We start from the raw sequence: 22,811 nt of genomic DNA on the forward strand, positions 1-22,811 counted from the left end.
ATGTTGCTGAGTAAAACGTTCAGATTTAATCGCATGGCGCTGGTGTTTAGTGCCGTGCTGGCAGGCTTGCCACTGGCCGCGGGGCAGGCTGCACAAACCGCCAGCATGACAGCCGGCGGGCACGGCACCACGTCAGTGGCGGCCAGCCAGCAGCAGATCCTGCAGGCATTCAGCGCCAGCGATCGCCCTTTTTACCTGCCGGGTCTGGCGGGTCTTTATGCCGCGCGCGGAATGGCGCCGCTCTGGCAGGACCGCGATACGGTGCAGGCGTTTCAGCAGCAGCTGGCTGAGGTCGCGCTTTCAGGCGTGCAGCCACAGTTCAGCCGCTGGGTTGAGCGGCTGACCGATCCGGACATTAAAGGCTTTGCGCGCGACGTGGTGCTGAGCGATGCCATGCTGGGTTACCTGCAGTTTGTGGCGGGCGTACCGGCGCAGGGTGAAACCTGGCTTTACAGCAATGTGCCTTACAGGCTTACCATGCCGTCGCTGTCAGCGATCAATCAGTGGCAGAACGCGGTTAACGCTGGCGGCAGCCGCGCGTTTGTGGCCTCACTGCAGCCGCAGCATCCGCAGTATCAGCCGATGCATGCGGCGCTGAAGACGCTGCTGACGGATAATCGTCCCTGGCCGCAGCTGCGTGACAAAGCAACGCTGCGTCCGGGGCAGGTCAGCGATGATGTGCCAGCGCTGCGGGAAATTCTTCAGCGCACCGGTATGCTGACCGCATCTGACCACGCCACTACGCCTGCACCGGATGAAGATGCAGTGCCGGCGGGCGCCGTGCCGGTTGCTGAAAGCCAGCCGGTGGCAGTAAGTCCTTCCGCCACCAGCGTCACCGATCTTCCGGCCCCGACGCCGCAGCCAGCAGGAAATATACTGGCCGGATCGCCTTCTGCAGCCGGCAATATCTATGACACTGCGCTGGTTGAGGGCGTGAAGCGCTTTCAGCACTGGCAGGGGCTGGCGGATGACGGCGCAATTGGCCCGCGCACCCGCGAGTGGCTGAATGTCTCACCGCAGATGCGCGCCTCACTGCTGGCGCTGAACATTCAGCGTCTGCGGCTGCTGCCGGATGATATGCATAACGGGATAATGGTGAATATTCCCAACTATTCGCTGACCTACTATAACAACGGCAGCACGGTGCTCTCATCGCGGGTTATTGTCGGACGGCCCGATCGCAAAACGCCGCTTATGCGCAGTGCGCTGAACAACGTGGTGCTCAATCCGCCGTGGAACGTGCCAACCACGCTGGTGCGTCAGGATATTGTGCCGAAGGTGAAACAGGATCCTGGTTATCTCTATCGGCACGGCTATACGCTGCTGTCAGGCTGGAGCGCTGACGCTGAAGTGATCGACCCGACGATGATCAACTGGCAGATGGTTTCTGCTGCCAGCTTCCCGTATCGCATCCGTCAGGCACCGGGCGCCACCAATTCATTGGGACGTTATAAGTTTAATATGCCCAGTTCAGACGCCATCTATCTGCACGATACGCCAAACCACGGCCTGTTTCAGCGCGATATTCGCGCACTCAGCTCCGGCTGCGTACGCGTAAATAAAGCCTCCGATCTGGCTAACCTGCTGCTGCAGGATGCTGGCTGGAACGACAGCCGTATTTCCAGCACGCTGAAGCAGGGTGACACGCGCTATGTGCCGATTCGGCATCGTATCCCGGTCAATCTGTACTATCTGACCGCCTGGGTCAGCGATGACGGGCAGGCGCAATATCGTACAGATATTTACAATTATGATAATACGGCGCGCTCCGGCAGCCAGGTGCTGGCCCGGGCAGGACAGCTCCTGCTGTAGCGTGCTGATTTTCGCCAGATTGTTGATAAGCGAAACGCCCCTGAAACCCGGCCAGAAATTTGCTTCTGGTCGGGTTTTGCACATTCTGAGACAGATTCCGGGTTGACTGATATCCATGCTGCCGTTACTGTGCGGCCTTGTGTACTTTTTACACATTCAATGTGTTTTATTCAGGTAACCTCGTTTCATGGCTAATATCGATTCTCAGCGCCGCCGCTTACTGCTGCTTGGCGGCGCAGCAGCAGGCCTCTCCCTGCTCCCCGGCTCAGCGCTGGCCTCTGTGTCGACCTCACGTCCGCGTATTCTGACGCTCAGCAACATGCATACCGGTGAAACCCTCAAAACCGAGTTTTTCAACGGTAAAAGCTACGATCGCGACGAACTGGCGCGTCTTAATCACTTTTTCCGCGACTACCGCGCAAATAAAGTGAAAAGCATCGATCCCCATCTGTTTGATCAGCTCTACCGCCTGCAGGCGCTGCTGGATACCCGTAAACCGGTACAGCTCATCTCAGGCTATCGTACGCTGTCGACCAACAACATGCTGCGCGAATCGGGCCCTGGCGTGGCGAAGCATAGCTATCACACCAAAGGCCAGGCGATGGATTTCCATATTGAGGGCATTGCCCTGAGTAACGTGCGTAAAGCAGCGTTATCTATGCGCGCGGGTGGTGTAGGATATTATCCACGCAGCAACTTCGTACACATAGATACCGGGCCTGCAAGGCACTGGTCCTGATGCCGGCAGCGCTGCGTGTGCCGGTCATGGAGCGTTATGAATTATCACATTATTCCGGTTACCGCCTTTTCGCAAAACTGTTCAGCTATCTGGGATGAAGAGACGGGCATTGCAGCCCTGGTCGATCCTGGCGGCGATGCGGAAACCATCAAAGCGGCGCTGGCGGAGCGCGGCCTGAAGCCGTCGCAGATTTTGCTGACGCACGGCCACCTCGACCATGCCGGCGCGGCGGCTGAGCTGGCGGCCCATTTCCAGATACCGGTGACCGGCCCGCATCAGCTGGACAAAGTCTGGCTCGATAATCTGCCCACGCAGAGCCGGATGTTTGGGCTGCCGGAGTGTGCACCGCTGACGCCGGATCGCTGGCTGGAAGAGGGTGATGTGGTAGAGCTGGGCAACGTGGCGCTGGAGGTGCTGCACTGTCCGGGTCATACCCCGGGGCACATTGTCTTTTTCGATCGCGCCGGAAAGCTGCTTATCTCAGGAGACATAATCTTTAGCGGCGGCGTCGGGCGCACCGACTTCCCGCAGGGCAGCCACAGCGATCTGATCAACGCCATCAAAACCAACCTGCTGCCGCTGGGCGACGACATTGCGTTTGTACCCGGGCACGGGCCGGTATCCACGCTGGGACGTGAGCGTCTGACCAATCCTTTCCTGCAGTAGCCATAAAAAAAGCGGCGGGTGAGAGCCTCACCCGCCGCCTGTTCACGCATTTCGCTTAGAGTACTGCGACTATCGCTTCACACAGCGCCGACATATTATCCGGCGTCATGCCTGCCACGTTAACGCGACCTGAGTTTACCGCGTACACGCCGAATTCATCACGCAGACGCACGACCTGATCTTTGGTCAGGCCGCTGAATGAGAACATGCCGTTCTGTTTGATGATGAAGCTGAAATCCTGGCGCGCGCCTTTTTCTGCCAGCGTGTTCACAAACAGCTGACGCATACGCTGAATACGCTGACGCATATCGGTCAGCTCCTGTACCCAGATAGTCCGCAGCGCCTCATTGCTGAGGATAGTGGCGACAACGGCAGCGCCGTGCGACGGCGGATTGGAGTAGTTGGCACGGATGCTGTATTTCACCTGGCTGAACGCGGTTTTAGCCGCGTCGCTGCTGGCCGCTACCAGCGTCAGGGCGCCGACGCGCTCGTTATAGAGACCAAAGTTCTTAGAGTAGGAGCTGGCAACCAGCAGCTCCTGGTGGGCTGCGGCAAAAATGCGCAGGCCTTCAGCATCTTCGTCCAGACCGCGTGCAAAACCCTGATAGGCGAAGTCAAACAGCGGCAGCCAGCCCTTTTCCTGTGACAGCGTTGCGAGCTGTTGCCACTGCTCGCGCGTCGGGTCGATGCCGGTCGGGTTATGGCAGCAGCCGTGGAACAGCACCACGTCGCCCGCCTGCGCCTGCTGCAGCGCTGCCAGCATGCCGTCGAAATCGAGCGTGTGGTTTGCGGCGTCGTAGTACTGATATTCACACACCTCGAGGCCGGCAGCGTTAAACACGTTTTTATGGTTTGGCCAGCTTGGATTGCTTACCCAGACGCGTTTAACGCTGGTCTGCGTGGCGAGAAAATCCGCCGCCACGCGCAGGGCACCGGTGCCGCCTGGCGTCTGCGCCGTGCAGGCGCGGCCTGCGGCGATAAGCGGGCTGTCGTTGCCAAACAGCAGCGCCTGAGTGCAGCGGGCAAAATCGGGCAGGCCGTCAATGCTCAGATAGTTTTTGGTCGTCTCATTTTCCAGCAGGTACTGCTCAGCTTTTTTCACGCTGGTCAGCACCGGCGTTTTTCCGGTTTCATCTTTGTATACGCCAATGCCCAGATTAATTTTATGCGGACGGTCATCAGCGCGAAACAGATCGGCCAGCCCCAGAATAGGGTCGGCAGGTGCGGCAGAGATAGATTCAAACATGAGTCAGTTCCGTTTGGGTGAACTTTAGCGAAATGAGCTATCAGGTTAACGTCAGACGCGAGGCTTGCCAACCGGCCATCTCAAAAAGAATTGTGCCGGTGGCGGATATAAGCACTGCTAATTGCGAGGTAGATCACTGAAAAGAAAAACGGAGCCATCAGGCTCCGTTTTACGTGGTTAAACCGTGCTGATTCGCAGAATCAGAACTGGTAAACCAGGCCTACGCCAACGGTGTCATCAGTAGTGATGCCAGCTGCGCGGGTAAAGTCGTTGTCATCCATCAGGTTGATCTGGTAGTCAACATAGGTAGACATGTTTTTGTTGAAGTAGTAATAAGTACCCACTGAAACGTACTTATACAGGTCCTGATCGCCCCAGGTCTCGATATCCTTGCCTTTAGACTGGACGTAAGCCAGGGATGGACGCAGACCGAAGTCGAACTGGTACTGAGCAACGGCTTCAAACTTCTGCTCTTTGTTTACTGCACCAGCAAGGGCCGGGGTCGCGCCGTTAGCAGCAGTGCTGATCCAGGTTGAGTTACGGCTCTCACCGTACATCGCAGCCAGGTACACGTTGTTCGCGTCATATTTCAGCGCGGTTGACCAGGCGTCAGCTTTCTCGCTGCCGTTACCGTAGAAGTTAGCCTGCTGGCCGTTGGTACGGTCAGAAGAGGTGTACGCAGCAGAGATGCCTACGCCGATCTCAGAGGTATAGGTTAAAGAAGTACCCCAGCCGTCGCCGTTTGCGCGATCTGCGCTACGGCCATTGGCGGACTCTTCGTTTTTGCCCTGATACTGAGCAGCGAACGCCAGGCCATCAACCAGACCAAAGAAGTTGCTGTTGCGGTAGGTCGCCAGACCGTTAGAACGACCCAGCATAAAGTTGTCAGAACGGCCAGAGTCGCCGCCGAATACTGGCAGAACGTCGGTCCACGCCAGTGGATCGTAGCCTACGCCGTAGTTACGACCGTAGTCGAATGAGCCGTAGTCGCCAAATTTCAGACCGGCAAAGCCCAGACGGGTTTTGGAACCTTCAGTACCCTGAGATTCAGCAACGTTTGCCTGGATGTTGTATTCCCACTGGCCGTAGCCGGTCAGCTGGTCGGTAATCTGCGTTTCACCCTTGAAACCAAAGCGCACATAAGAGGCGTCGCCATCGTTGCCAGCGTCGTCAGAGAATGTGTGGCGTGCGTCAACTTTTCCGTAGAGGTCCAGTTTGTTGCCATCTTTGTTATAGATTTCTGCTGCATTTGCTGCACCGGCAGCTAACAGAGCAGGGATAACCACTGCAAGAATGTTGCGCTTCATCATTATTTATTACCCTCATTGGAGTTATCTGGACACCTGCCACTGCCGTCAGGAAAACTTTACAGGAACCCTGAAAGAAGTTTGGTGTCTCATATGTCTGCACGCATCTTTTCACTCCGCAGTTGCTATTTCTAGCCCGAAAATGATTCAAATCTCCTAATTGAGTATCAAAAAGAAAAATTGTGTGACAATTTGTAATAATTACGGAACTTTGTGAGATATCTCAAGATTTACAAAAATAAAAAAAGGCCGGCAGTGCCGACCTCGGTATATATATGAATTTCTTATATTTAATTGGAGAAATCAGAAATTCGCGTTGCGCGGGGTACGCGGGAAGGGGATAACGTCCCTTACATTTTGTACGCCGGTGACATAGGCGATCAAACGTTCAAACCCTAAACCAAAGCCGGCGTGCGGTACGGTGCCGTAACGACGCAGGTCGCGATACCACCAGTAATCCTCTTTATTCAGCCCCATCTCTGCCAGACGGGCATCCAGCACATCCAGCCGCTCTTCACGCTGCGATCCACCAATGATTTCACCAATGCCCGGTGCCAGCACGTCCATTGCCGCTACGGTTTTACCGTCATCATTCATACGCATGTAGAACGCTTTAATATCTTTCGGGTAGTTCTTCACCACCACCGGCGCCTTGAAGTGTTTTTCGGCCAGGTAGCGCTCATGTTCAGAAGAGAGATCCACACCCCATGCAACCGGGTTTTCAAAGCTCTGGCCGCTCTTCAGCAATATGTCAACTGCGTCGGTATAGTCTACCTGTGCAAAATCGGTGGTAACAAAACGCTCAAGGCGCGCAACGGCATCTTTATCCACGCGCTCGGCGAAGAACGCCATGTCATCGGCACGTTCATTCAGTACAGCTTTGAAGACATATTTCAGCATCGCTTCAGCCAGCGCTGCGGCGTCATCCAGCGTGGCAAACGCCACTTCCGGCTCCAGCATCCAGAATTCCGCCAGGTGACGGCTGGTGTTGGAGTTTTCCGCACGGAACGTTGGGCCAAAGGTGTAGACTTTTGACAACGCACAGGCATACGTTTCAGCATTCAGCTGGCCTGATACGGTCAGGAACGCCTCTTTACCGAAGAAATCTTTGTCATAATCCACTTTACCCTGCGGATCGCGCGGCAGGTTTTCCATATCCAGCGTCGATACGCGGAACATTTCGCCTGCGCCTTCCGTATCTGATGCGGTGATCAGCGGCGTGGAAACCCAGAAATAGCCGTTCTCATGGAAAAAGCGATGCAGCGCCTGCGCCAGGGTATGACGCACGCGCGCGACGGCGCCAACCAGGTTAGTACGCGGGCGCAGGTGAGCCACTTCGCGCAGATACTCGATGCTGTGACGTTTGGCAGCCATCGGGTAAGTGTCAGGATCGTCAACCCAGCCGGTCACTTCAACACGGGTGGCCTGCAGCTCAAATGCCTGGCCCTGGCCCGGTGATTCCACCACGGTGCCGGTGACAATGACCGAGCAGCCGGTGGTCAGACGCAGCACTTCATCCTGATAATTATTCAGAGAATTATTGACGACAGCCTGAACGGGATTAAAGCAGGAGCCGTCATAAACGGCGATAAAGGAAAGACCGGCTTTGGAATCTCTTCGGGTACGCACCCAGCCGCGTACGGTGACTTCACTGTCAACCGCGACCCGGCCGTGCAGTACATCCGCTACAGGCACTACGCTCATAAAAATCTCTCTATATATAGATGAAATAACGGGTGTCCCGTCGCATCTCGCTATCGTCACAGGTGACGTACGGTGCTGACAGAAACAGCCAATTCTCCCACGTTCAGGGGTGTTGCTATGTTACTTGCGAGCCATCAGGAAACAAGCAAAATTGCGGGAAGTGAGTGATTTTAATGGCGGCGGGCAGGGGAGTGAACCCTGCCCGGGGCAGGTCAGCTGGCGCGTTTAACCAGCGGCAGGTCAAATGCTTTGCGCAGTGCACGCACAAAGGCTTTATCCTGACAAATCGTTTTACCCGGGCTGTCAGAGAGTTTAGCGACCGGTTTGCCATTGCAGCTGACCAGTTTAATCACGATGTTAAGCGGCGTTACGCCCGGAATGTCGCAGGTCAGGCGCGTGCCAATACCAAACACCACGTTGGCACGCTGACCAAAGTGACGATAGAGCGCCAGCGCTTTATCCAGGTTGAGATTGTCAGAGAACACCAGCGTTTTGCTGCGCGGATCGATACCGAGCCGCTCATAGTGCGCAACGGCTTTCTCGCCCCACTCAACCGGATCGCCGGAGTCGTGGCGCAGTCCCTGATAGCGATGGGCAAAGCCGGGACCAAAATCGCGCAAAAAGGCGTCCATGGTGATGCAGTCCGTGAGCGCAATGCCCAGCTGGTTATCATACTCATCCAGCCACGACTGCAGCGCCGCGCGCTGGCTGTTGGCCAGCACCGGGCTGATCTGCTGATGCGCCTGAAACCACTCATGGGCCTGGGTGCCGACCGGCGTCAGCTGCAGACGACGCGCCAGATCGTAATTACTGGTGCCCACCAGCCATGGAAACTCCGCTTTCAGCGTACTGACAATCGCTTCCTGCACCTCCTGTGAATAGCGGCGGCGCGTGCCGAAATCCATCAGCTGAAAGCGCGACATATCGAGATCGGCAACCTGCGTCTGAAAGGCTGAAAGTTTTTGCTGCAGATGCGCGACCGCCTGCTCTGCGGCGATCTGCGGCGTGCGGTGGCGATGTACCACTTCACTGATCAGCGCCAGCAGCGGCACTTCCCACAGAATGACCTCACGCCACGGGCCGCGGATCTGGATGCGCAGCTGGCCCCGCTCGTCCCGTACCTCAACCTGCGCCGGATTGAAGCGAAAGGCGCGTAGCCAGGTCAGATAGTCGTGCTGGAAAAAAGGCAGGTTACTGAGCCAGGCAAACTCATCGTCGCTCAGGGTCAGATCTTGCAAAGTATCAATTTGCGCGCGAATCTCGCTGGCATACCGGCCAAGCTGTTCATCGCTGCGACAGCGAAATTCTGCGGTAACCGGGACATCGTAGTAACGATGATATACGGCCTGCTGCATATGAAGCTTGTACGCATCGGTATCAAGCAGCGTGGTCAAAATCGGGGAAGCGTGTCCAGTCATGGTGCGTTTCAGCATCCTCTTCCGCGGAGCAGAGCCCGGTGTTTAACAAAATCCTAAAGACGCAGGAGTATAAAACAGTAATCTCTGCGATCACACCACATTTGCAGGTGGCGGGTCGAGGGACAATTGTGCCATTGTTACTGAATTGTAGCCTTTTCTGCGCCAGCGCGCATTGCGCATGGCAACTCGCCGTCAGGCCGCTTAGACTTTGAGATATTTGCGCCACCGCAACAGGATGGCCTCAACATAACAACGATGCGAGAAGGATATATGACGCAACAGCCGCACATTAAATATCGCCACGACTACCGGGCGCCTGATTACACCATTACGGATATCGACCTGACGTTTGATCTGGATGCAACAGAAACACGCGTAACAGCCATCAGTCAGGTCAAACGTCTCGGCGCAGCAGACGCCGATCTGCATCTTGATGGTGAAGCGTTAACGCTGGTTGAGCTGACGGTAGATGGCGCGCCCTGGCCGCACTATCGCGAAGAGGCGGGGGCGCTGATCCTCAGTCAGCTGCCTGACAACTTCACGCTGCGCATTGTAAACCTGATCCATCCGGCTAAAAACAGCGCGCTGGAAGGGCTGTATCAGTCGGGCGAGGCGCTCTGCACCCAGTGTGAGGCGGAGGGTTTCCGGCACATCACCTGGTACCTGGATCGTCCTGACGTTCTGGCGCGCTTTACCACCACGCTCCGGGCCGACCCGGTGCGCTACCCGTATCTGCTCTCCAACGGTAACAAGCTAAAGAGCGGCGAGCTGGACGACGGGCGTCACTGGGTGACGTGGCAGGATCCGTTCCCGAAACCCTGCTATCTGTTTGCGCTGGTGGCAGGTGATTTTGATGTGCTGCGCGACAGTTTTACCACCCGTTCAGGGCGCGACGTCGCGCTGGAGATCTTTGTTGACCGCGGTAATCTCGATCGTGCCGACTGGGCAATGACCTCGCTGAAAGCCAGCATGAAGTGGGATGAAGAGCGTTTTGGTCTCGAATATGACCTCGATATCTTTATGATTGTCGCCGTGGATTTCTTCAATATGGGCGCGATGGAGAACAAAGGCCTCAACGTCTTTAACTCCAAATATGTGCTGGCAAAAGCGGAAACCGCGACGGATAAAGATTATCTCGGCATCGAGGCGGTGATCGGCCATGAATATTTCCATAACTGGACCGGTAACCGCGTCACCTGTCGCGACTGGTTCCAGCTCAGCCTGAAAGAGGGTCTGACGGTATTCCGCGATCAGGAGTTCAGCTCCGATCTCGGCTCCCGCGCGGTGAATCGTATTGATAACGTGCGGGTGATGCGCGGTGCGCAGTTTGCCGAAGATGCCAGCCCGATGGCGCACCCGATCCGGCCGGATCAGGTTATAGAGATGAATAACTTCTATACCCTGACGGTGTACGAGAAGGGATCGGAAGTGATCCGCATGATGCACACGCTGCTGGGTGAAGAGAAGTTTCAGCAGGGCATGCAGTGCTACTTTGAACGTCACGACGGCAGTGCGGCAACCTGCGACGATTTTGTCCAGGCGATGGAAGATGCCTCTGGCGTCGATTTAACCCAGTTCCGTCGCTGGTACAGCCAGTCAGGCACGCCGGTCGTGAGCGTGCGCGATGACTATAATCCGGAGCTGGAGCAGTATACCCTGCACGTGACCCAGCATACGCCGCCAACCGCAGATGGTCAGGAGAAGCTGCCGCTGCACATTCCGCTGGATATCGAACTCTACGATAACGAAGGCAAAGTGATCCCGCTACAGCATAACGGCCAGCCGGTACATCACGTGCTGAACGTGACGCAGGCGTTCCAGACGTTTGTCTTTGATAACGTCTATTTTCAGCCGGTGCCGTCACTGCTGCGTGAATTCTCTGCACCGGTAAAACTCGATTATAAGTGGAGCGACGCACAGCTCACCTTCCTGATGCGTCACGCGAGCAATGAGTTTTCCCGCTGGGATGCGGCGCAGAGTCTGCTCGCAACCTATATTCGTCTCAACGTCGCGCGCTACCAGCAGGGCCAGCCGCTGTCGCTGCCTCTGCACGTTGCTGACGCTTTCCGGGCGGTGCTGCTGGATGAGCAGGGCGATCCGGCGCTGATGGCGCTGATCCTGACCCTGCCATCAGAAAATGAGATAGCAGAGCTGTTCGATATCATCGATCCACAGGCGATTGCCGCCGTACGCCATGCGCTGATGCGCACGCTGGCAAACGAGCTGAACGACGAGTGCTATGCGCTCTATCTGGCCAGCCAGAGCAGCGAATATCGCGTTGATCATGCGGAAATTGGCCGGCGCGCGCTGAAGAATGTCTGCCTGAGCTATCTGGCTCTGGGAAATACGACGCAGGCCGATCGTCTGGTTCAGGCGCAGTATGCGCACGCCACGAATATGACTGATGCGCTGGCGGCGCTCTCGGCAGCGGTGATGGCACAGCTGCCGTGCCGCGACGCGCTACTGGCCGCCTGGGATGAGCGCTGGCATCAGGACGGTCTGGTCATGGATAAATGGTTTATGCTGCAGGCGACCAGCCCGGCACCAGAAGTGTTACGCAACGTGCGTGCGCTGCTGAACCATCGCTCCTTCACCATGGGTAACCCCAACCGCATCCGGGCGCTGATTGGCGCATTCGCGGCGGGCAACCCGGCGGCGTTTCACGCGCAGGATGGCAGCGGTTATCAGTTCCTGGTTGAAATGCTGACCGATCTCAACACGCGTAACCCGCAGGTGGCCGCACGCATGATTGAACCCCTGATCCGCCTGAAGCGCTATGATGCAGGACGTCAGGCGTTAATGCGCCAGGCACTGCAGCAGCTAAAGGGGCTGGATAATCTTTCCGGCGATCTCTATGAGAAAATCACCAAAGCGCTGAACGCGTAATCCTCCGCAGCCGCAACCGTCACCGGTTGCGGCTGCCCTTTTGCGGCCATGCGGGCACTACAGTATGGCGCGCCAAACCTTCTCATAAATCACTACTTTGGCCGCTAATCCGGCAGGGTGCGTTACGCTGACTTATATGTTATGTTATAACATCAATAAAACAAAGCGTGAGTATATTAAGATGAAAGTAGCGTACTGGACATTATTTCTGGGGCTGGCCTGCAGTTCAGCAGCGTTTGCACACGGCGGTCATTCGCACGGTGCTCCACTGAGTGAAAAAGAGGTGCGTGCGGCCAGCGGCATCTTTGCCGATGGCGATGTGAAAGATCGGCCGCTTTCCGACTGGGAAGGGGTATGGCAGTCCGTTTATCCCTATGCCAGAGATGGCTCACTGGATCCGGTATTTCAAAAAAAAGCGGCAGCCGATAAAACGCGCTCGTTCAGCGACATTAAACAGTACTATCTCACCGGCTATGCCAGCGATATCACTGACATCGGCATTGAAAACGACGTGATGGAATTTACCGAAAAAGGCGCGGTCAGCAGCTGTAAATATGCCTATAAAGGTTACAAGGTGCTCAACTACGTTTCCGGTAAAAGAGGGGTACGTTATCTGTTTGAATGCACTGATAAAGCCAGTAAAGCGCCGCACTTTGTACAGTTCAGCGATCACATTATCAGCCCGCGTAAGTCATCCCACTTCCACATTTTTACGGGTAATGTCTCGCAGGCTGCGCTGTTTGATGAACTGGAAAACTGGCCCACGTTCTTCCCTTACCAGCTGAGTAAAGCGCAGGTGGTGGATGACCTGCTGCATCACTGATGCACAGCCCGCTGGCGGACAGACCCGCCAGCGGGCAGGGCAGTTAACGCTGCCGGGCAAAGCGCAGCGGCTGCTCAGCGGCGCTGCGCGTCATCACCCGATCCAGTACGCTCGCTTCCAGCTCCGCCAGCCGCGCCGAGCCTTTGCGGCGCGGACGCGGCAAATCGATCGACAGGTCGAGCCCGATTTTACCCTCTTCAATCAGTAACACCCGATCGGCCAGCGCCACCGCCTCGCTGACATCATGCGTCACCAGCAGTACCGTAAAATTGTGCTGCTGCCAGAGTGATTCGATCAGCCCCTGCATCTCAATGCGGGTTAAGGCATCCAGCGCGCCCAGCGGTTCATCGAGCAGCAGTAAGCCAGGACGGTGGATCAGCGCCCGCGCCAGCGCCACGCGCTGCTTCTGTCCACCTGAGAGGGCAGCAGGCCACTCATTTGCGCGATCGGCAAGCCCCACGGCCTCCAGTGCCTCCAGCGCGGCGCTGCGCCATTCGCGGCCGCGTAAGCCGAGTCCGACGTTATCGATCACTTTTTTCCACGGCAGCAGACGCGCATCCTGGAACATCAGTCGCGTATCGTCGCGCGCCGCGGCCAGCGGCGCGTTGCCTGCCAGCAGCTCACCCTGACTGGCGACTTCCAGTCCGGCCAGCAGCCGCAGCAGGGTGCTTTTACCGCAGCCGCTGCGCCCGACCACGGCAACAAACTGCCCGGCCGGAATATGCAGGCTGACCTGGTCAAGAATAGTACGATTGCCATAGTGCTTAGAGAGGTTACTGATGGCGACCGGCGTGCCGCTGATCAGGCGCGCCGGGTTCTGTACGGCATTGCTCATGCGTTGCTCTCCTTCAGTTGCCAGGCCGGGTGCCAGCGCAGCCAGATACGCTCCAGCAGCTGCGCCGCCACGTCTGCCAGTTTGCCCAGCAGGGCATAAAGAATAATGGCCACCACGACCACGTCAGTTTGCAAAAATTCGCGCGCGTTCATCGCCAGATAGCCGATACCGGAGTTGGCCGAGATGGTTTCAGCCACAATCAGCGTCAGCCACATCAGACCCAGCGCAAAGCGCACCCCGACCATGATGCCGGGCAGGGCGCCAGGCAGGATAACCTGCGCAAACAGCGACCAGCCGGAGAGGCCATAGCTGCGCGCCATCTCTATCAGCCCGCGATCGATATTGCGGATCCCGTGATAGGTATTGAGGTAGATCGGAAACAGCGTACCGAGTGCGACCAGGAAAATTTTGGCCGATTCATCAATGCCAAACCAGAGGATCACCAGCGGGATCAGCGCCAGATGCGGCACGTTGCGCAGCATCTGTAGCGAGGTATCCAGCAGACGCTCACCGGTGCGCGATGTACCGGTGATGAGTCCGAGCGCCAGCCCGATCGTGCCGCCGATAGCAAAACCGATTAGTGCGCGCCAGCTGCTGATGGCCAGGTGCTGCCACAGTTCACCGCTGGCGGTCAGCTGCCAGAAGGCGGTCACAATTTTCTCCGGCGCCGGTAAAATACGCGTGGAGAGCCAGCCCTGCGACGAAGCGAGCTGCCATATCGCCACTATTCCCACCGGCAGCAGCCAGGGCAGCAGCGCATTGCGCAGCGTTTTTATCTGCTCAGACATGGTGACTCCTTAGCTTTGCGCAACTTTCTGTGGCGTAAAATCATTGGCCACAGCTTCGCCATGCGCCTGCACGACGCGCGGTTTTGGCACTTCCGGCACGGCCAGGTCAAGATGGGGAAACAGCAGCTCGCCGACGCGGTACGCTTCTTCCAGATGCGGATAGCCAGAAAGGATAAAGGTCTCAATCCCCAGAGCCTGATATTCGCGCATACGTTCTGCGACAGTTGGCCCGTCGCCGACCAGCGCAGTACCGGCTCCGCCGCGTACCAGGCCAACCCCAGCCCAGAGGTTCGGACTGATCTCCAGCTTATCGCGCTGGCCGCCGTGCAGGGCAGCCATCCGCTGCTGTCCGACCGAATCCGTGCGCGCAAACGCCGCCTGTGCTTTGGCAATCGTGGCGTCATCCAGATGTGAAATAAGCCGATCCGCGGCCTGCCACGCCTCTTCGTTCGTTTCGCGCACAATCACGTGCAGACGAATACCGAAGCGCACCGTGCGCCCCTGCGCTGCGGCTTTGGCGCGCACCTGCTCAATCTTCTCTTTAACCAGCGCGGGCGGCTCTCCCCAGGTGAGATAGACGTCAACCTGTTCAGCAGCCAGATCCTGCGCGGCATCAGAAGAGCCGCCGAACCAGAGTGGCGGACGCGGCTGCTGTACCGAACGGAACATCAGGCGCGCACCGCGCACTTTGACGTGTTTGCCCTCATAGTCCACCGTTTCGCCTTCAGAAACACGTCGCCAGATGCGGGTAAATTCCGCCGATTCTGCATAGCGTTCGCGATGGTCGAGAAAAACGCCATCGCCCGCCAGCTCTTCCGGATCGCCACCGGTCACCAGGTTAAACAGCGCACGACCATTAGAGAGGCGATCCAGCGTTGCCGCCTGACGCGCTGCCTGGGTCGGTGAGATCACGCCAGGACGCAGTGCCACCAGAAAGCGCAGGCGCTGCGTTACCGGAATCAGTGAGGCAGCGACCAGCCAGGCATCTTCGCAGGAGCGGCCGGTCGGGATCAGCACGCCGCCAAAGCCCAGCCGGTCAGCGGCCTGTGCTATCTGCTGCAGATAACCGTGATCTACCGGACGGGCGCCTTCGGCGGTTCCCAGATAGTGACCATCGCCGTGCGTGGGAAGAAACCAGAAAACAGATATGCTCATTGTATTGTTCCTTATTAATGGGCCGTCCGGGGTTGCCAGATGCGGTCAGCGATGGTGAGTTTTACCGGCAACAGATGGCTGGCGTAAAACAGATCGGCAGTGTGCTGCTGCGCGGCGGCGGTGCGTGCACTGACGGGGGTAATCGTGGTGGGCGGACGATGGTCGAGATAGCTCGCCAGGACCGGTTTTGGCAGGCCCATCGCCTGCGCCAGCAGGTCGATACTCTGCGTTCGCTGGCTCTGCGTCAGCGCATCCGCCTCGCTGAAGGTGGCCAGCACCTGGCTGAGGGTGTCGGGACTGGCTTCAGCAAACTGTCGGGTCGCCAGATAGAAAGAGCCGGTCAGGTTCAGCGTGCTGCCGTCAGTGAGGACGCGCACGTTGCCCTGCTGCAGAGCGGCTGAGTAATAAGGATCCCAGATCGCCCAGGCGTCAACGTTACCCTGCTGAAACGCCGCGCGGGCATCGGCTGGCGTCAGATAGACCGGCTGAATATCAGCGAAACTCAGGCCCGCCTGCTGCAGCGCGCGCAGCAGCAGATTGTGCGAGCTGGAGCCTTTCTGAAAAGCAACTTTGCGGCCTTTCAGATCGGCCACGCTGTGGATGGGGCTGTTCTGCGGTACCAGGATCACTTCTGCTTTAGGTTTCGCGGGTTCCGATCCGACATAAAGCAGATCGGCCCCGGCGGCCTGCGCAAAGAGCGGAGGAATATCCCCGGTGCTGCCTAAATCGATACTGCCGATGTTAAGCGCTTCCAGCATTTGCGGGCCGGCAGGAAACTCAATCCACTTAATTGCCATCGCCGGAAAACGCTGCTCCAGCAGCCGGTGCGATTTTGCCAGCACCATGCTGACCGAGCCTTTCTGGTAGCCGATACGGATCTGAGAAGGCGCGTCCGCTGCGCTGGCCGTCAGGGTAAACAGGGCAGCCAGCGCCGGGAGCAGCAGAGCCGTTATAAGTCGTTTCACGATAGTCTCTCCTCAGACAGCCCGGGCAAAAGGCAGATGACGGCGCTGCAGCGCAAGCCAGAAGTTCTCCAGCGCATCATCAATACGGGAAGTGAGATCGCTGGCAAATTCCGGCTGGCGGTCGTAATGCGTAATCTGCAGATCCTGCGCAAATACTCCCTGTAACACCTCCTGCGCTTTCAGCGCGCTCAGTACCGGTTTAAGCCCGTAATCAAGCGCCAGCATATGTGCCACGCTGCCGCCACTTGCCAGCGGCAGTACGACTTTTTCTTCCAGCGCCCGCTCCGGCAGCAGATCCAGGACAGTTTTTAGCGCACCTGCAAATGACGCTTTATAGACAGGAGTAGAAATAATGACGCCGGTCGCGCTGGCGATGTCAGCTTTAAACGCATTCAGGGCAGGGGAGTCGAAACGGGCATGGATCAAATCTTCCGGCGGAAAATTGTGAATATTCCACGCAATAACTTCGGCGCCCCGGGCTTCCAGCTGGCGCTGGCAAAGCGTCAGCAGCGCCGTCGAACGTGAAGGGAAACGGGGGCTGCCCGCCAGCGTTAGGATCCGCATACCTGCTCCTTATAACAAAAAGTTATCGATAATGTTTAATTGAGAACTGATTGTCTTAATCCTGCCAGAGCGCCGGAAAAGGGGTAAATGATTTATCCGGCAATCAAAAGCTTTAAAACGGCAAACGGATCCTGCTGCCGATCTGCTGCCTGCGAAACGCTACTGCCTGCGCTGCCAGTCGGGCTCACAGAGCAGCGGCGGATAAAATGGCCCGATCTCTGTTTTTTATTGATGAATTTAAGAAAAAGCTGCGGCGTGAATGCCAGGTGGTTTTTAAGAATTACTCCTGTGGGCGCTGTCACATTTTTGTGTCACGCTTGAAGACATTGAGAAAAATACCCAGACCCCCATACTTTTATGTCTATCAAACGTAATGCGATTGCCAACTATGTCGGGCAGATCTACCTGACGCTGTCAGGTATTTTAGTGGTGCCGCTCTATATTCAGAATCTGGGGATGGAAGCGTATGGCCTGGTTGGCTTCTTTTCTATATTACTGACCTGGCTGCAGCTGCTGGATGCGGGCGTCTCCACCACGCTGATGCGTGAAGCGGCGCGCTACCGCGCTAATCAGGAAGAATTTGTCTGGTTTCCGGCGCTGTTTACCACCCTGACGCGCTTTTTCCTTTTTTCCACGCTGGTGCTGGTGGTGCTGGGCTGGCTGGCAACGCCCTGGATAGCGACACACTGGCTGGATGCGCGTCATTTGCCGGCCGGCGATGTGGTTATCGCCGTGGCAATTATGGTGATCACCGCGGCCATTCGCTGGCGCACCAGTCCCTATCGCAGCGTGATCATCGGCTTTGAACATCAGGTCTGGCTGAATGGCGTTAACCTGACTATTACCACGCTGCGCACCTTTGGTGCGGTGCTGGTGATCCAGCTCTTCGCCAACGCCGTGCTGACATTCTTTATCTGGCAGCTGCTGGTCTCCATCGCCGAGGCGGGCTGCTGCATCTGGAAGGCGTATCAGCTTATCCCGCACGCCGCGCGCAAAGAGAAGCGCAGCGACCTGAAAGAGGTGCTGAGGCCTTTTATTCGCTTTGCGCTGAGCGCCGCGTTCTCCAGCGCAATCTGGACGTTTATCTCGCAGATTGACCGTCTGGTGCTGTCTAAAACCCTGCCGCTGAGCGAGTACGGATCCTTTACCGTCGTGGCAACGGCGGCGACTGGTATCCTGCTGCTCAGCAGCCCGATTATGCAGGCGATTGTGCCGCGCATGACCGGCATGAAAACCCGGCAGCAGGGCGATGCGGAATCTCTGCGTCTCTACCGTTACACCACGCAGGCAGTCGCCATTTTTATGGCCCCGCTCAGTATCACTATCGCCTGCTATTCTGGTCCGCTGCTCTGGGCGTGGACGCAAAAAACGCAGATTGTCGATGAGATGGCTTTTGTCCTGACGCTTTACGCCTTAGGCAGCGGAATTCAGGCGATCTGTGGCTTGCTCTATCACCTGCAGTACGTGAATGGCAACCTAAAACTCCATATGCAGGGCTTTACCCTGTTTGCCATTCTGCTGGTGCCGCTTAACATCTGGTGTGCGATTCACTACGGCGCGCTGGGAACCGGCTGGCTGTGGCTGGCGCAGAACATTTTCTACCTGGTTGGCTGGGCATGGCTGGTACACCGTCGTTTTGCGCCGGGTATCCACTTCAGCTGGCTGACGCGCGACGTGGCGCTGATCTGGGCGGTATCGGGCCTGATTGCCGGCCTGAGCACGCTGCTGCCTATTGAGTGGAATCAGAATCGCTGGATTAATCTGCTCTGGCTGGCATTGATTGGTGCCGTGAATCTCGGCGTCTGCTGTCTGCTGCATAGCCTGGTGCTGAAGCGCCTGCGCCGTACACCCGTTGTTAATGCTGAAGAAAGAGGATAAGTATGACGTCGCGCTCCGTCCCGACTATATCGGTCATTATTCCGAACTGGAACTGCGCCCCGTGGCTGCCGGAGACGATGCAGTCGCTGCTGCAGCAGACGTCGCCGGCAGATGAGATTATTATCATTGACGACGGCTCAACGGATGAGAGCGTGAGCTGGCTTACGGCGTTCGCTGAGGCGCATCCGCAGGTCACTTTGCTGAGCGGCAACCGCGGCGGCGTCAGCGCAGCGCGGATGAAAGGGCTGGCGGTCGCCACCGGCGATTTCCTCTATTTTATGGATGCCGATGACTTTATCTCCGCCACTCTGTTTGCCGATTTCCGGCGCGCGCAGGCGCAGCATACCGGACTTGAGCTGTTCTGCTTCGGCGCAAAAATGTTTTTCGACGTCCCGGAACCGCAGCGCCACTATCAGACGATTCATCAGCGTCACGTCAGCGGCCTTTTCTCCGGCGGCAGCGAAAGTCTGCGCACGCTGATCCAGCATCAGTCGGCGCACCGGGTGATCTGGAGCAGCATCATTTCCCGGCAGCTGATTGAGCGGCTGGGGCTGAGTTTCCTGCCGATTCAGAATCATGAAGATGCGCCTTTTATGTTCGCGCTCTATATGCAGGCGCACAGTTTCTACTGCACCGGCGAGAGCTACTACTACAAGCGCTTTATGCAGAGTTCGCTGTCGCAAAGCACCCGCGACTTCTCCTGGATAAAAAACTACTTTATCGCCCGCGACAGCAGTGAAGCGTTTTTACGAGAGCATCAGCTGCCGCAGGATGAGGTATTACTGAATGACTACTATCAGACCATTATGCATGGCTGCCTGGCACAGATCCGTAAACACCGCATTAAAGTACCTGCCGAGTGGCAGCCGCGGGTAAACAGTCTGGTGCGGCGCGTATTACGGCATAATACCCGGCTGAAACTGCTCTGGTATTGTCCGCCGCTCTATCACGGTCTGCAGGCGTGCCGTAATCGCCTGAGTCGTTATTCATCCCGCCGTTGATCGCGATCCTGTTCTGAGGTTTGTCACTAATTTACTTTTGCGCCAGAGCACCTTACCATTCTGGCGCACGTATTCCCGTGCACCCGCTGTTTCTTCCTTTACTGCCATTCAGGAGAGTGCATGTTATATCCCATCGTCCGGCCCGCCCTGTTTAAACTCGATCCCGAGCGCGCGCATGAACTCACTTTCCAGCAGCTGCGTTTTATCAGCGGTACGCCGCTGGAGGGGCTGATTCGGCAGTCGCTGCCGGCGCGTCCGGTAAGCTGTATGGGCCTGACGTTTCCCAACCCGCTGGGTCTGGCGGCCGGGCTGGATAAAAACGCGGAGTGCATTGATGCGTTTGGCGCAATGGGGTTTGGTTTTATTGAAGTCGGTACGGTAACGCCGCGTGCGCAGCCCGGAAATGATAAACCGCGTATGTTCCGTCTGGTTGAGGCGGGCGGCATCATTAACCGCATGGGATTTAATAACCACGGGGTTGATCATCTGGTAGAGAACGTCAAAAAAGCGCGATTTAAAGGCGTACTGGGGATCAATATTGGCAAGAATAAAGATACCCCGGTTGAGCAGGGGAAAGAGGATTACCTGATCTGCATGGAGAAGGTCTACGCCCATGCGGGTTATATTGCGATAAATATCTCTTCACCTAACACGCCGGGTCTGCGTACGCTGCAATATGGCGATGCGCTGGACGATTTGCTGGCGGCGATTAAATTAAAACAGCAGGAACTACAGCAGCGACACCTTAAATATGTTCCGGTGGCCGTAAAGATTGCGCCGGATCTGTCTGAGGAGGAATTAATCCAGGTTGCTGACAGCCTGATGCGTCACCAGATTGATGGTGTGATTGCAACCAATACCACGCTGGACCGTACGCTGGTCAGCGGACTTAAACATGCAGATGAAGCGGGCGGCCTGAGCGGACGCCCGGTTCAGGCGCGCAGCACAGAGGTAATCCGCCGGCTGGCGCAGGAGCTGCAGGGGCGCTTACCTGTTATTGGTGCCGGTGGAATAGATTCACTCATCGCCGCACGGGAAAAAATTGCCGCGGGCGCCACCCTGGTGCAGATATACTCCGGATTTATTTATCAGGGACCGGCTTTAATTAAAGATATCGTGACCCACCTCTAAGACATATCTCACTTTCCCCGGCCAGGGGGTTTATTTCTCCCTCTGGCTCGTTTATATTTTCCCCTGTTGTTCTATTTTTCAGCTTTTTGCTTAAAGCGATATTTTATTTTTTAGGCGCCATTTAGCGCAGCAGAATCCCACAAGGCACATCATGAAAATCAAACCCGATGACAACTGGCGCTGGTATTATGACGCCGAGCATGACCGTATGATGCTTGATTTGGCTGATGGCACACTCTTCCGCTCCCGCTTCTCCCGCAAAATGCTGACGCCCGACGCTTTTAACAGCAGCGGATTTTGCGTCGATGATGCCGCACTCTATTTTAGTTTCGACGACCGCTGTCGTGAGAGTGAATTATCTGCTCATCAGCGTGCCGAGCTGATCCTGAATGCGCTGGTGGCAAGCCGCTTCCTCAAGCCGCTGATGCCAAAAAGCTGGCACTTCATCAGCCACAAACATAGCTGGCAGCCGGTCGCGGGCGATATGGTCACGGCTACGCTGGCCGAGAGCGGTGAGCAGGCACAGCTGCTGGTAGTAGAAAGCAGTGAAAACGCGGCGCTCTGTCTGGTGGCGCAGCCGGCACTGAGCATGGCGGGAAAAAGCATGCAGCTTGGCGATGCGATCAAAATCATGAACGATCGCCTGCAGCCGCTGCAGCTGGCGACCTGGTACGCGCGCGCGGTTTAGATTTTATCCCAGCTCAATATCACTGTCTGGAATACAGCTGCAGCTCAGAATAGTGCCGTCAGCACGTACGGCGCTCTGCTTTAACGGCCTGACGGTGCCGGCGACCAGCGTGACTCTGCAGCTGCCGCACAGCCCGGCCCGGCAGGAGTAGGGAATACGAAACCCGGCCATCTCCAGCTGCTCCAGTAATACCTGCTGATTATCTCCCTCAAAACGCCGGCCCTGACAGGTAATGGTGACGCTGGCAGGCGCGCCTGTCTCTGCTGTCAGCAGAGCTTCACTCTTGCCGGCACCGTAGGCGCGCGGGGTATGGCGTTCCAGAATCGTCACGCTGTCGCCGCTACGGATCAGCCCGCTGTTCAGGGCGATCAGATTCAGGCCAAAATCGATATCACCGCTGCTATCCTGCGCGCTGCGAAAGCCCTGCAGCGTGGTCAGCGGCTCACCCGCCGGATGTTTCTCTCCGTTCTCCGTCCCGATAGTAGTAAATACGCAGCGGCTGCACGGTTTCGGCACGACAAACTCAACGTCACCGATTTGCAGCCGCTTCCAGCTATCTTCATCCCAGGCGGGGGCACCGCTGACCACCAGGTTAGGGCGAAACTGCTCTACGCGTACGCCAGCCGGGCAGCGCTGCTGCAGATCCTGCATCGACGCCATATTGACCAGCAGAAACGGATAGCCGTCGGCAAAGCCGAGCGGCACGGCGTCAAAGCGCTTTACGCGCCGCGTCGGCGTCTCACCTGTCCAGCGCAGCTGTACCGGGCGCGGAAAATAGTCGCTCAGCCAGCGGTTAATCGCTTCCGGCGCGATGCGGGCAGTAAAGGTGTTGCCCCAGACAACGGTTTCGCTCTCTTCTGCTGCAAAGTCGGCATAGCGGATCAGCGCCTGCTGACCGTCCGGCGCGTTAATCAGCAGGCCATCCGGCAGCACAACCGGCGTAAAACGCACCAGTTGCGGAAACTGCCGGGCGGTGATGAACGTTCCGTCAGGCTCGGTGATCATAAAGATGCGATCAAATGCCAGACCGCTCTGCAGCACCTGTGCATGCGACTGCTGCAGGCCGCGCATCGATTTGACCGGGTGAATATAAAGACGGGATAAGGTAATCATCATCGCTCCATGCAGACAAAAAGAAGCTAACTTTATGACATAGGACGCTGATTCGCTATAATGCGCAGCAATTTTAGCAAGAGTATAAGTGA

At 56.9% G+C, this 22,811-nt stretch carries 19 protein-coding genes; 9 read left to right on the forward strand and 10 right to left on the reverse strand.

The window, feature by feature from the left end; genetic code table 11:
• Positions 1-33: 33 nt before the first annotated feature.
• The 3 genes from ldtD (at position 34) to C1Y41_RS02415 (ending at position 3,217) form a co-directional block, all read left to right on the forward strand.
• Positions 34-1,812 carry a L,D-transpeptidase gene (ldtD, locus tag C1Y41_RS02405; protein WP_369826784.1) on the forward strand — a complete coding sequence of 593 codons (1,779 nt, stop codon included), beginning with the start codon at positions 34-36 and terminating at the stop codon, positions 1,810-1,812.
• A 187-nt stretch (positions 1,813-1,999) separates the two neighbouring features.
• Positions 2,000-2,551 carry a YcbK family protein gene (locus tag C1Y41_RS02410; RefSeq protein ID WP_039383591.1) on the forward strand — a complete coding sequence of 184 codons (552 nt, stop codon included), beginning with the start codon at positions 2,000-2,002 and terminating at the stop codon, positions 2,549-2,551.
• A gap of 36 nt (positions 2,552-2,587) precedes the next feature.
• Complete coding sequence (locus tag C1Y41_RS02415; protein ID WP_104084731.1) at positions 2,588-3,217, forward strand: MBL fold metallo-hydrolase; 630 nt, start codon at positions 2,588-2,590, stop codon at positions 3,215-3,217.
• Between the two features lie 55 nt (positions 3,218-3,272).
• Here the strand turns inward: C1Y41_RS02415 and C1Y41_RS02420 are convergent, their stop codons facing one another.
• From C1Y41_RS02420 to pncB, 4 genes are all read right to left on the reverse strand, one after another.
• Positions 3,273-4,463, reverse strand: coding sequence for an amino acid aminotransferase (locus C1Y41_RS02420; RefSeq protein WP_094111475.1), 1,191 nt, complete (start codon positions 4,461-4,463; stop codon positions 3,273-3,275).
• Between the two features lie 200 nt (positions 4,464-4,663).
• A complete protein-coding gene (ompC, locus tag C1Y41_RS02425; RefSeq protein ID WP_071668705.1) occupies positions 4,664-5,773 on the reverse strand; it encodes a porin OmpC in 1,110 nt (369 codons plus the stop codon).
• Positions 5,774-6,073: 300 nt separating this feature from the next.
• Entirely contained in the window at positions 6,074-7,474 is a 1,401-nt protein-coding gene (gene asnS / locus C1Y41_RS02430; RefSeq protein WP_104084732.1) for an asparagine--tRNA ligase, read from the reverse strand.
• Positions 7,475-7,686: 212 nt separating this feature from the next.
• On the reverse strand, positions 7,687-8,892 hold the full coding sequence (gene pncB / locus C1Y41_RS02435) for a nicotinate phosphoribosyltransferase (RefSeq protein WP_039385774.1): 1,206 nt from the start codon (positions 8,890-8,892) through the stop codon (positions 7,687-7,689).
• Positions 8,893-9,162: 270 nt separating this feature from the next.
• Here pncB and pepN point away from each other — a divergent pair, with 270 nt between their 5' ends.
• The gene (pepN, locus tag C1Y41_RS02440; RefSeq protein WP_104084733.1) at positions 9,163-11,778 is read left to right on the forward strand and encodes an aminopeptidase N; all 2,616 of its coding nucleotides are present in this window, start codon (positions 9,163-9,165) and stop codon (positions 11,776-11,778) included.
• 181 nt (positions 11,779-11,959) lie between these two features.
• Positions 11,960-12,601 carry a metal-binding protein ZinT gene (zinT, locus tag C1Y41_RS02445; RefSeq protein ID WP_104085330.1) on the forward strand — a complete coding sequence of 214 codons (642 nt, stop codon included), beginning with the start codon at positions 11,960-11,962 and terminating at the stop codon, positions 12,599-12,601.
• Positions 12,602-12,644: 43 nt separating this feature from the next.
• Here zinT and ssuB read toward each other — a convergent pair whose 3' ends face one another.
• From ssuB to ssuE, 5 genes are read right to left on the reverse strand one after another with little or no spacing between them, the layout of a single operon-like run.
• Positions 12,645-13,436 carry an aliphatic sulfonates ABC transporter ATP-binding protein gene (gene ssuB, locus C1Y41_RS02450; RefSeq protein WP_104084734.1) on the reverse strand — a complete coding sequence of 264 codons (792 nt, stop codon included), beginning with the start codon at positions 13,434-13,436 and terminating at the stop codon, positions 12,645-12,647.
• A complete protein-coding gene (ssuC, locus tag C1Y41_RS02455) occupies positions 13,433-14,224 on the reverse strand; it encodes an aliphatic sulfonate ABC transporter permease SsuC (protein WP_094111471.1) in 792 nt (263 codons plus the stop codon). Before ssuC ends, ssuB begins: the two co-directional genes overlap by 4 nt.
• 9 nt (positions 14,225-14,233) lie before the next feature.
• Complete coding sequence (gene ssuD / locus C1Y41_RS02460; RefSeq protein WP_071668708.1) at positions 14,234-15,379, reverse strand: FMNH2-dependent alkanesulfonate monooxygenase; 1,146 nt, start codon at positions 15,377-15,379, stop codon at positions 14,234-14,236.
• A 14-nt stretch (positions 15,380-15,393) separates the two neighbouring features.
• The gene (locus C1Y41_RS02465; protein ID WP_104084735.1) at positions 15,394-16,344 is read right to left on the reverse strand and encodes a sulfonate ABC transporter substrate-binding protein; all 951 of its coding nucleotides are present in this window, start codon (positions 16,342-16,344) and stop codon (positions 15,394-15,396) included.
• 12 nt (positions 16,345-16,356) lie between these two features.
• The gene (gene ssuE / locus C1Y41_RS02470) at positions 16,357-16,908 is read right to left on the reverse strand and encodes an NADPH-dependent FMN reductase (RefSeq protein WP_104084736.1); all 552 of its coding nucleotides are present in this window, start codon (positions 16,906-16,908) and stop codon (positions 16,357-16,359) included.
• A 357-nt stretch (positions 16,909-17,265) separates the two neighbouring features.
• Here ssuE and C1Y41_RS02475 point away from each other — a divergent pair, with 357 nt between their 5' ends.
• The 4 genes from C1Y41_RS02475 to C1Y41_RS02490 all read left to right on the forward strand — a co-directional run bounded on the left by C1Y41_RS02475 (position 17,266) and on the right by C1Y41_RS02490 (position 21,606).
• On the forward strand, positions 17,266-18,786 hold the full coding sequence (locus tag C1Y41_RS02475) for a lipopolysaccharide biosynthesis protein (RefSeq protein ID WP_104084737.1): 1,521 nt from the start codon (positions 17,266-17,268) through the stop codon (positions 18,784-18,786).
• Between the two features lie 2 nt (positions 18,787-18,788).
• Positions 18,789-19,787 carry a glycosyltransferase gene (locus C1Y41_RS02480; RefSeq protein WP_104084738.1) on the forward strand — a complete coding sequence of 333 codons (999 nt, stop codon included), beginning with the start codon at positions 18,789-18,791 and terminating at the stop codon, positions 19,785-19,787.
• Between the two features lie 120 nt (positions 19,788-19,907).
• The gene (pyrD, locus tag C1Y41_RS02485; RefSeq protein WP_104084739.1) at positions 19,908-20,918 is read left to right on the forward strand and encodes a quinone-dependent dihydroorotate dehydrogenase; all 1,011 of its coding nucleotides are present in this window, start codon (positions 19,908-19,910) and stop codon (positions 20,916-20,918) included.
• 151 nt (positions 20,919-21,069) lie between these two features.
• Positions 21,070-21,606: a cell division protein ZapC gene (locus C1Y41_RS02490; protein WP_039383627.1), complete on the forward strand. Its 537-nt coding sequence runs from the start codon at positions 21,070-21,072 to the stop codon at positions 21,604-21,606.
• A 3-nt stretch (positions 21,607-21,609) separates the two neighbouring features.
• On the opposite strand, the gene C1Y41_RS02495 is transcribed toward C1Y41_RS02490, so the two are convergent.
• Complete coding sequence (locus tag C1Y41_RS02495; protein WP_104084740.1) at positions 21,610-22,719, reverse strand: YcbX family protein; 1,110 nt, start codon at positions 22,717-22,719, stop codon at positions 21,610-21,612.
• Between the last annotated feature and the right edge of the window lie 92 nt (positions 22,720-22,811).

It is taken from the genome of Pantoea sp. ICBG 1758 (assembly GCF_002928325.1).
In the GTDB taxonomy this organism is placed as follows: domain Bacteria; phylum Pseudomonadota; class Gammaproteobacteria; order Enterobacterales; family Enterobacteriaceae; genus Pantoea; species Pantoea eucrina.

Coding starts and splice junctions, on each gene's coding strand:
- ldtD (WP_369826784.1), top strand. CDS start 34: ATGGCGCTGGTGTTTAGTGCCGTGCTGGCAGGCTTGCCACTGGCCGCG.
- C1Y41_RS02410 (WP_039383591.1), top strand. CDS start 2,000: ATGGCTAATATCGATTCTCAGCGCCGCCGCTTACTGCTGCTTGGCGGC.
- C1Y41_RS02415 (WP_104084731.1), top strand. CDS start 2,588: ATGAATTATCACATTATTCCGGTTACCGCCTTTTCGCAAAACTGTTCA.
- C1Y41_RS02420 (WP_094111475.1), bottom strand. CDS start 4,463: ATGTTTGAATCTATCTCTGCCGCACCTGCCGACCCTATTCTGGGGCTG.
- ompC (WP_071668705.1), bottom strand. CDS start 5,773: ATGATGAAGCGCAACATTCTTGCAGTGGTTATCCCTGCTCTGTTAGCT.
- asnS (WP_104084732.1), bottom strand. CDS start 7,474: ATGAGCGTAGTGCCTGTAGCGGATGTACTGCACGGCCGGGTCGCGGTT.
- pncB (WP_039385774.1), bottom strand. CDS start 8,892: ATGACTGGACACGCTTCCCCGATTTTGACCACGCTGCTTGATACCGAT.
- pepN (WP_104084733.1), top strand. CDS start 9,163: ATGACGCAACAGCCGCACATTAAATATCGCCACGACTACCGGGCGCCT.
- zinT (WP_104085330.1), top strand. CDS start 11,960: ATGAAAGTAGCGTACTGGACATTATTTCTGGGGCTGGCCTGCAGTTCA.
- ssuB (WP_104084734.1), bottom strand. CDS start 13,436: ATGAGCAATGCCGTACAGAACCCGGCGCGCCTGATCAGCGGCACGCCG.
- ssuC (WP_094111471.1), bottom strand. CDS start 14,224: ATGTCTGAGCAGATAAAAACGCTGCGCAATGCGCTGCTGCCCTGGCTG.
- ssuD (WP_071668708.1), bottom strand. CDS start 15,379: ATGAGCATATCTGTTTTCTGGTTTCTTCCCACGCACGGCGATGGTCAC.
- ssuE (WP_104084736.1), bottom strand. CDS start 16,908: ATGCGGATCCTAACGCTGGCGGGCAGCCCCCGTTTCCCTTCACGTTCG.
- C1Y41_RS02475 (WP_104084737.1), top strand. CDS start 17,266: ATGTCTATCAAACGTAATGCGATTGCCAACTATGTCGGGCAGATCTAC.
- C1Y41_RS02480 (WP_104084738.1), top strand. CDS start 18,789: ATGACGTCGCGCTCCGTCCCGACTATATCGGTCATTATTCCGAACTGG.
- pyrD (WP_104084739.1), top strand. CDS start 19,908: ATGTTATATCCCATCGTCCGGCCCGCCCTGTTTAAACTCGATCCCGAG.
- C1Y41_RS02490 (WP_039383627.1), top strand. CDS start 21,070: ATGAAAATCAAACCCGATGACAACTGGCGCTGGTATTATGACGCCGAG.
- C1Y41_RS02495 (WP_104084740.1), bottom strand. CDS start 22,719: ATGATTACCTTATCCCGTCTTTATATTCACCCGGTCAAATCGATGCGC.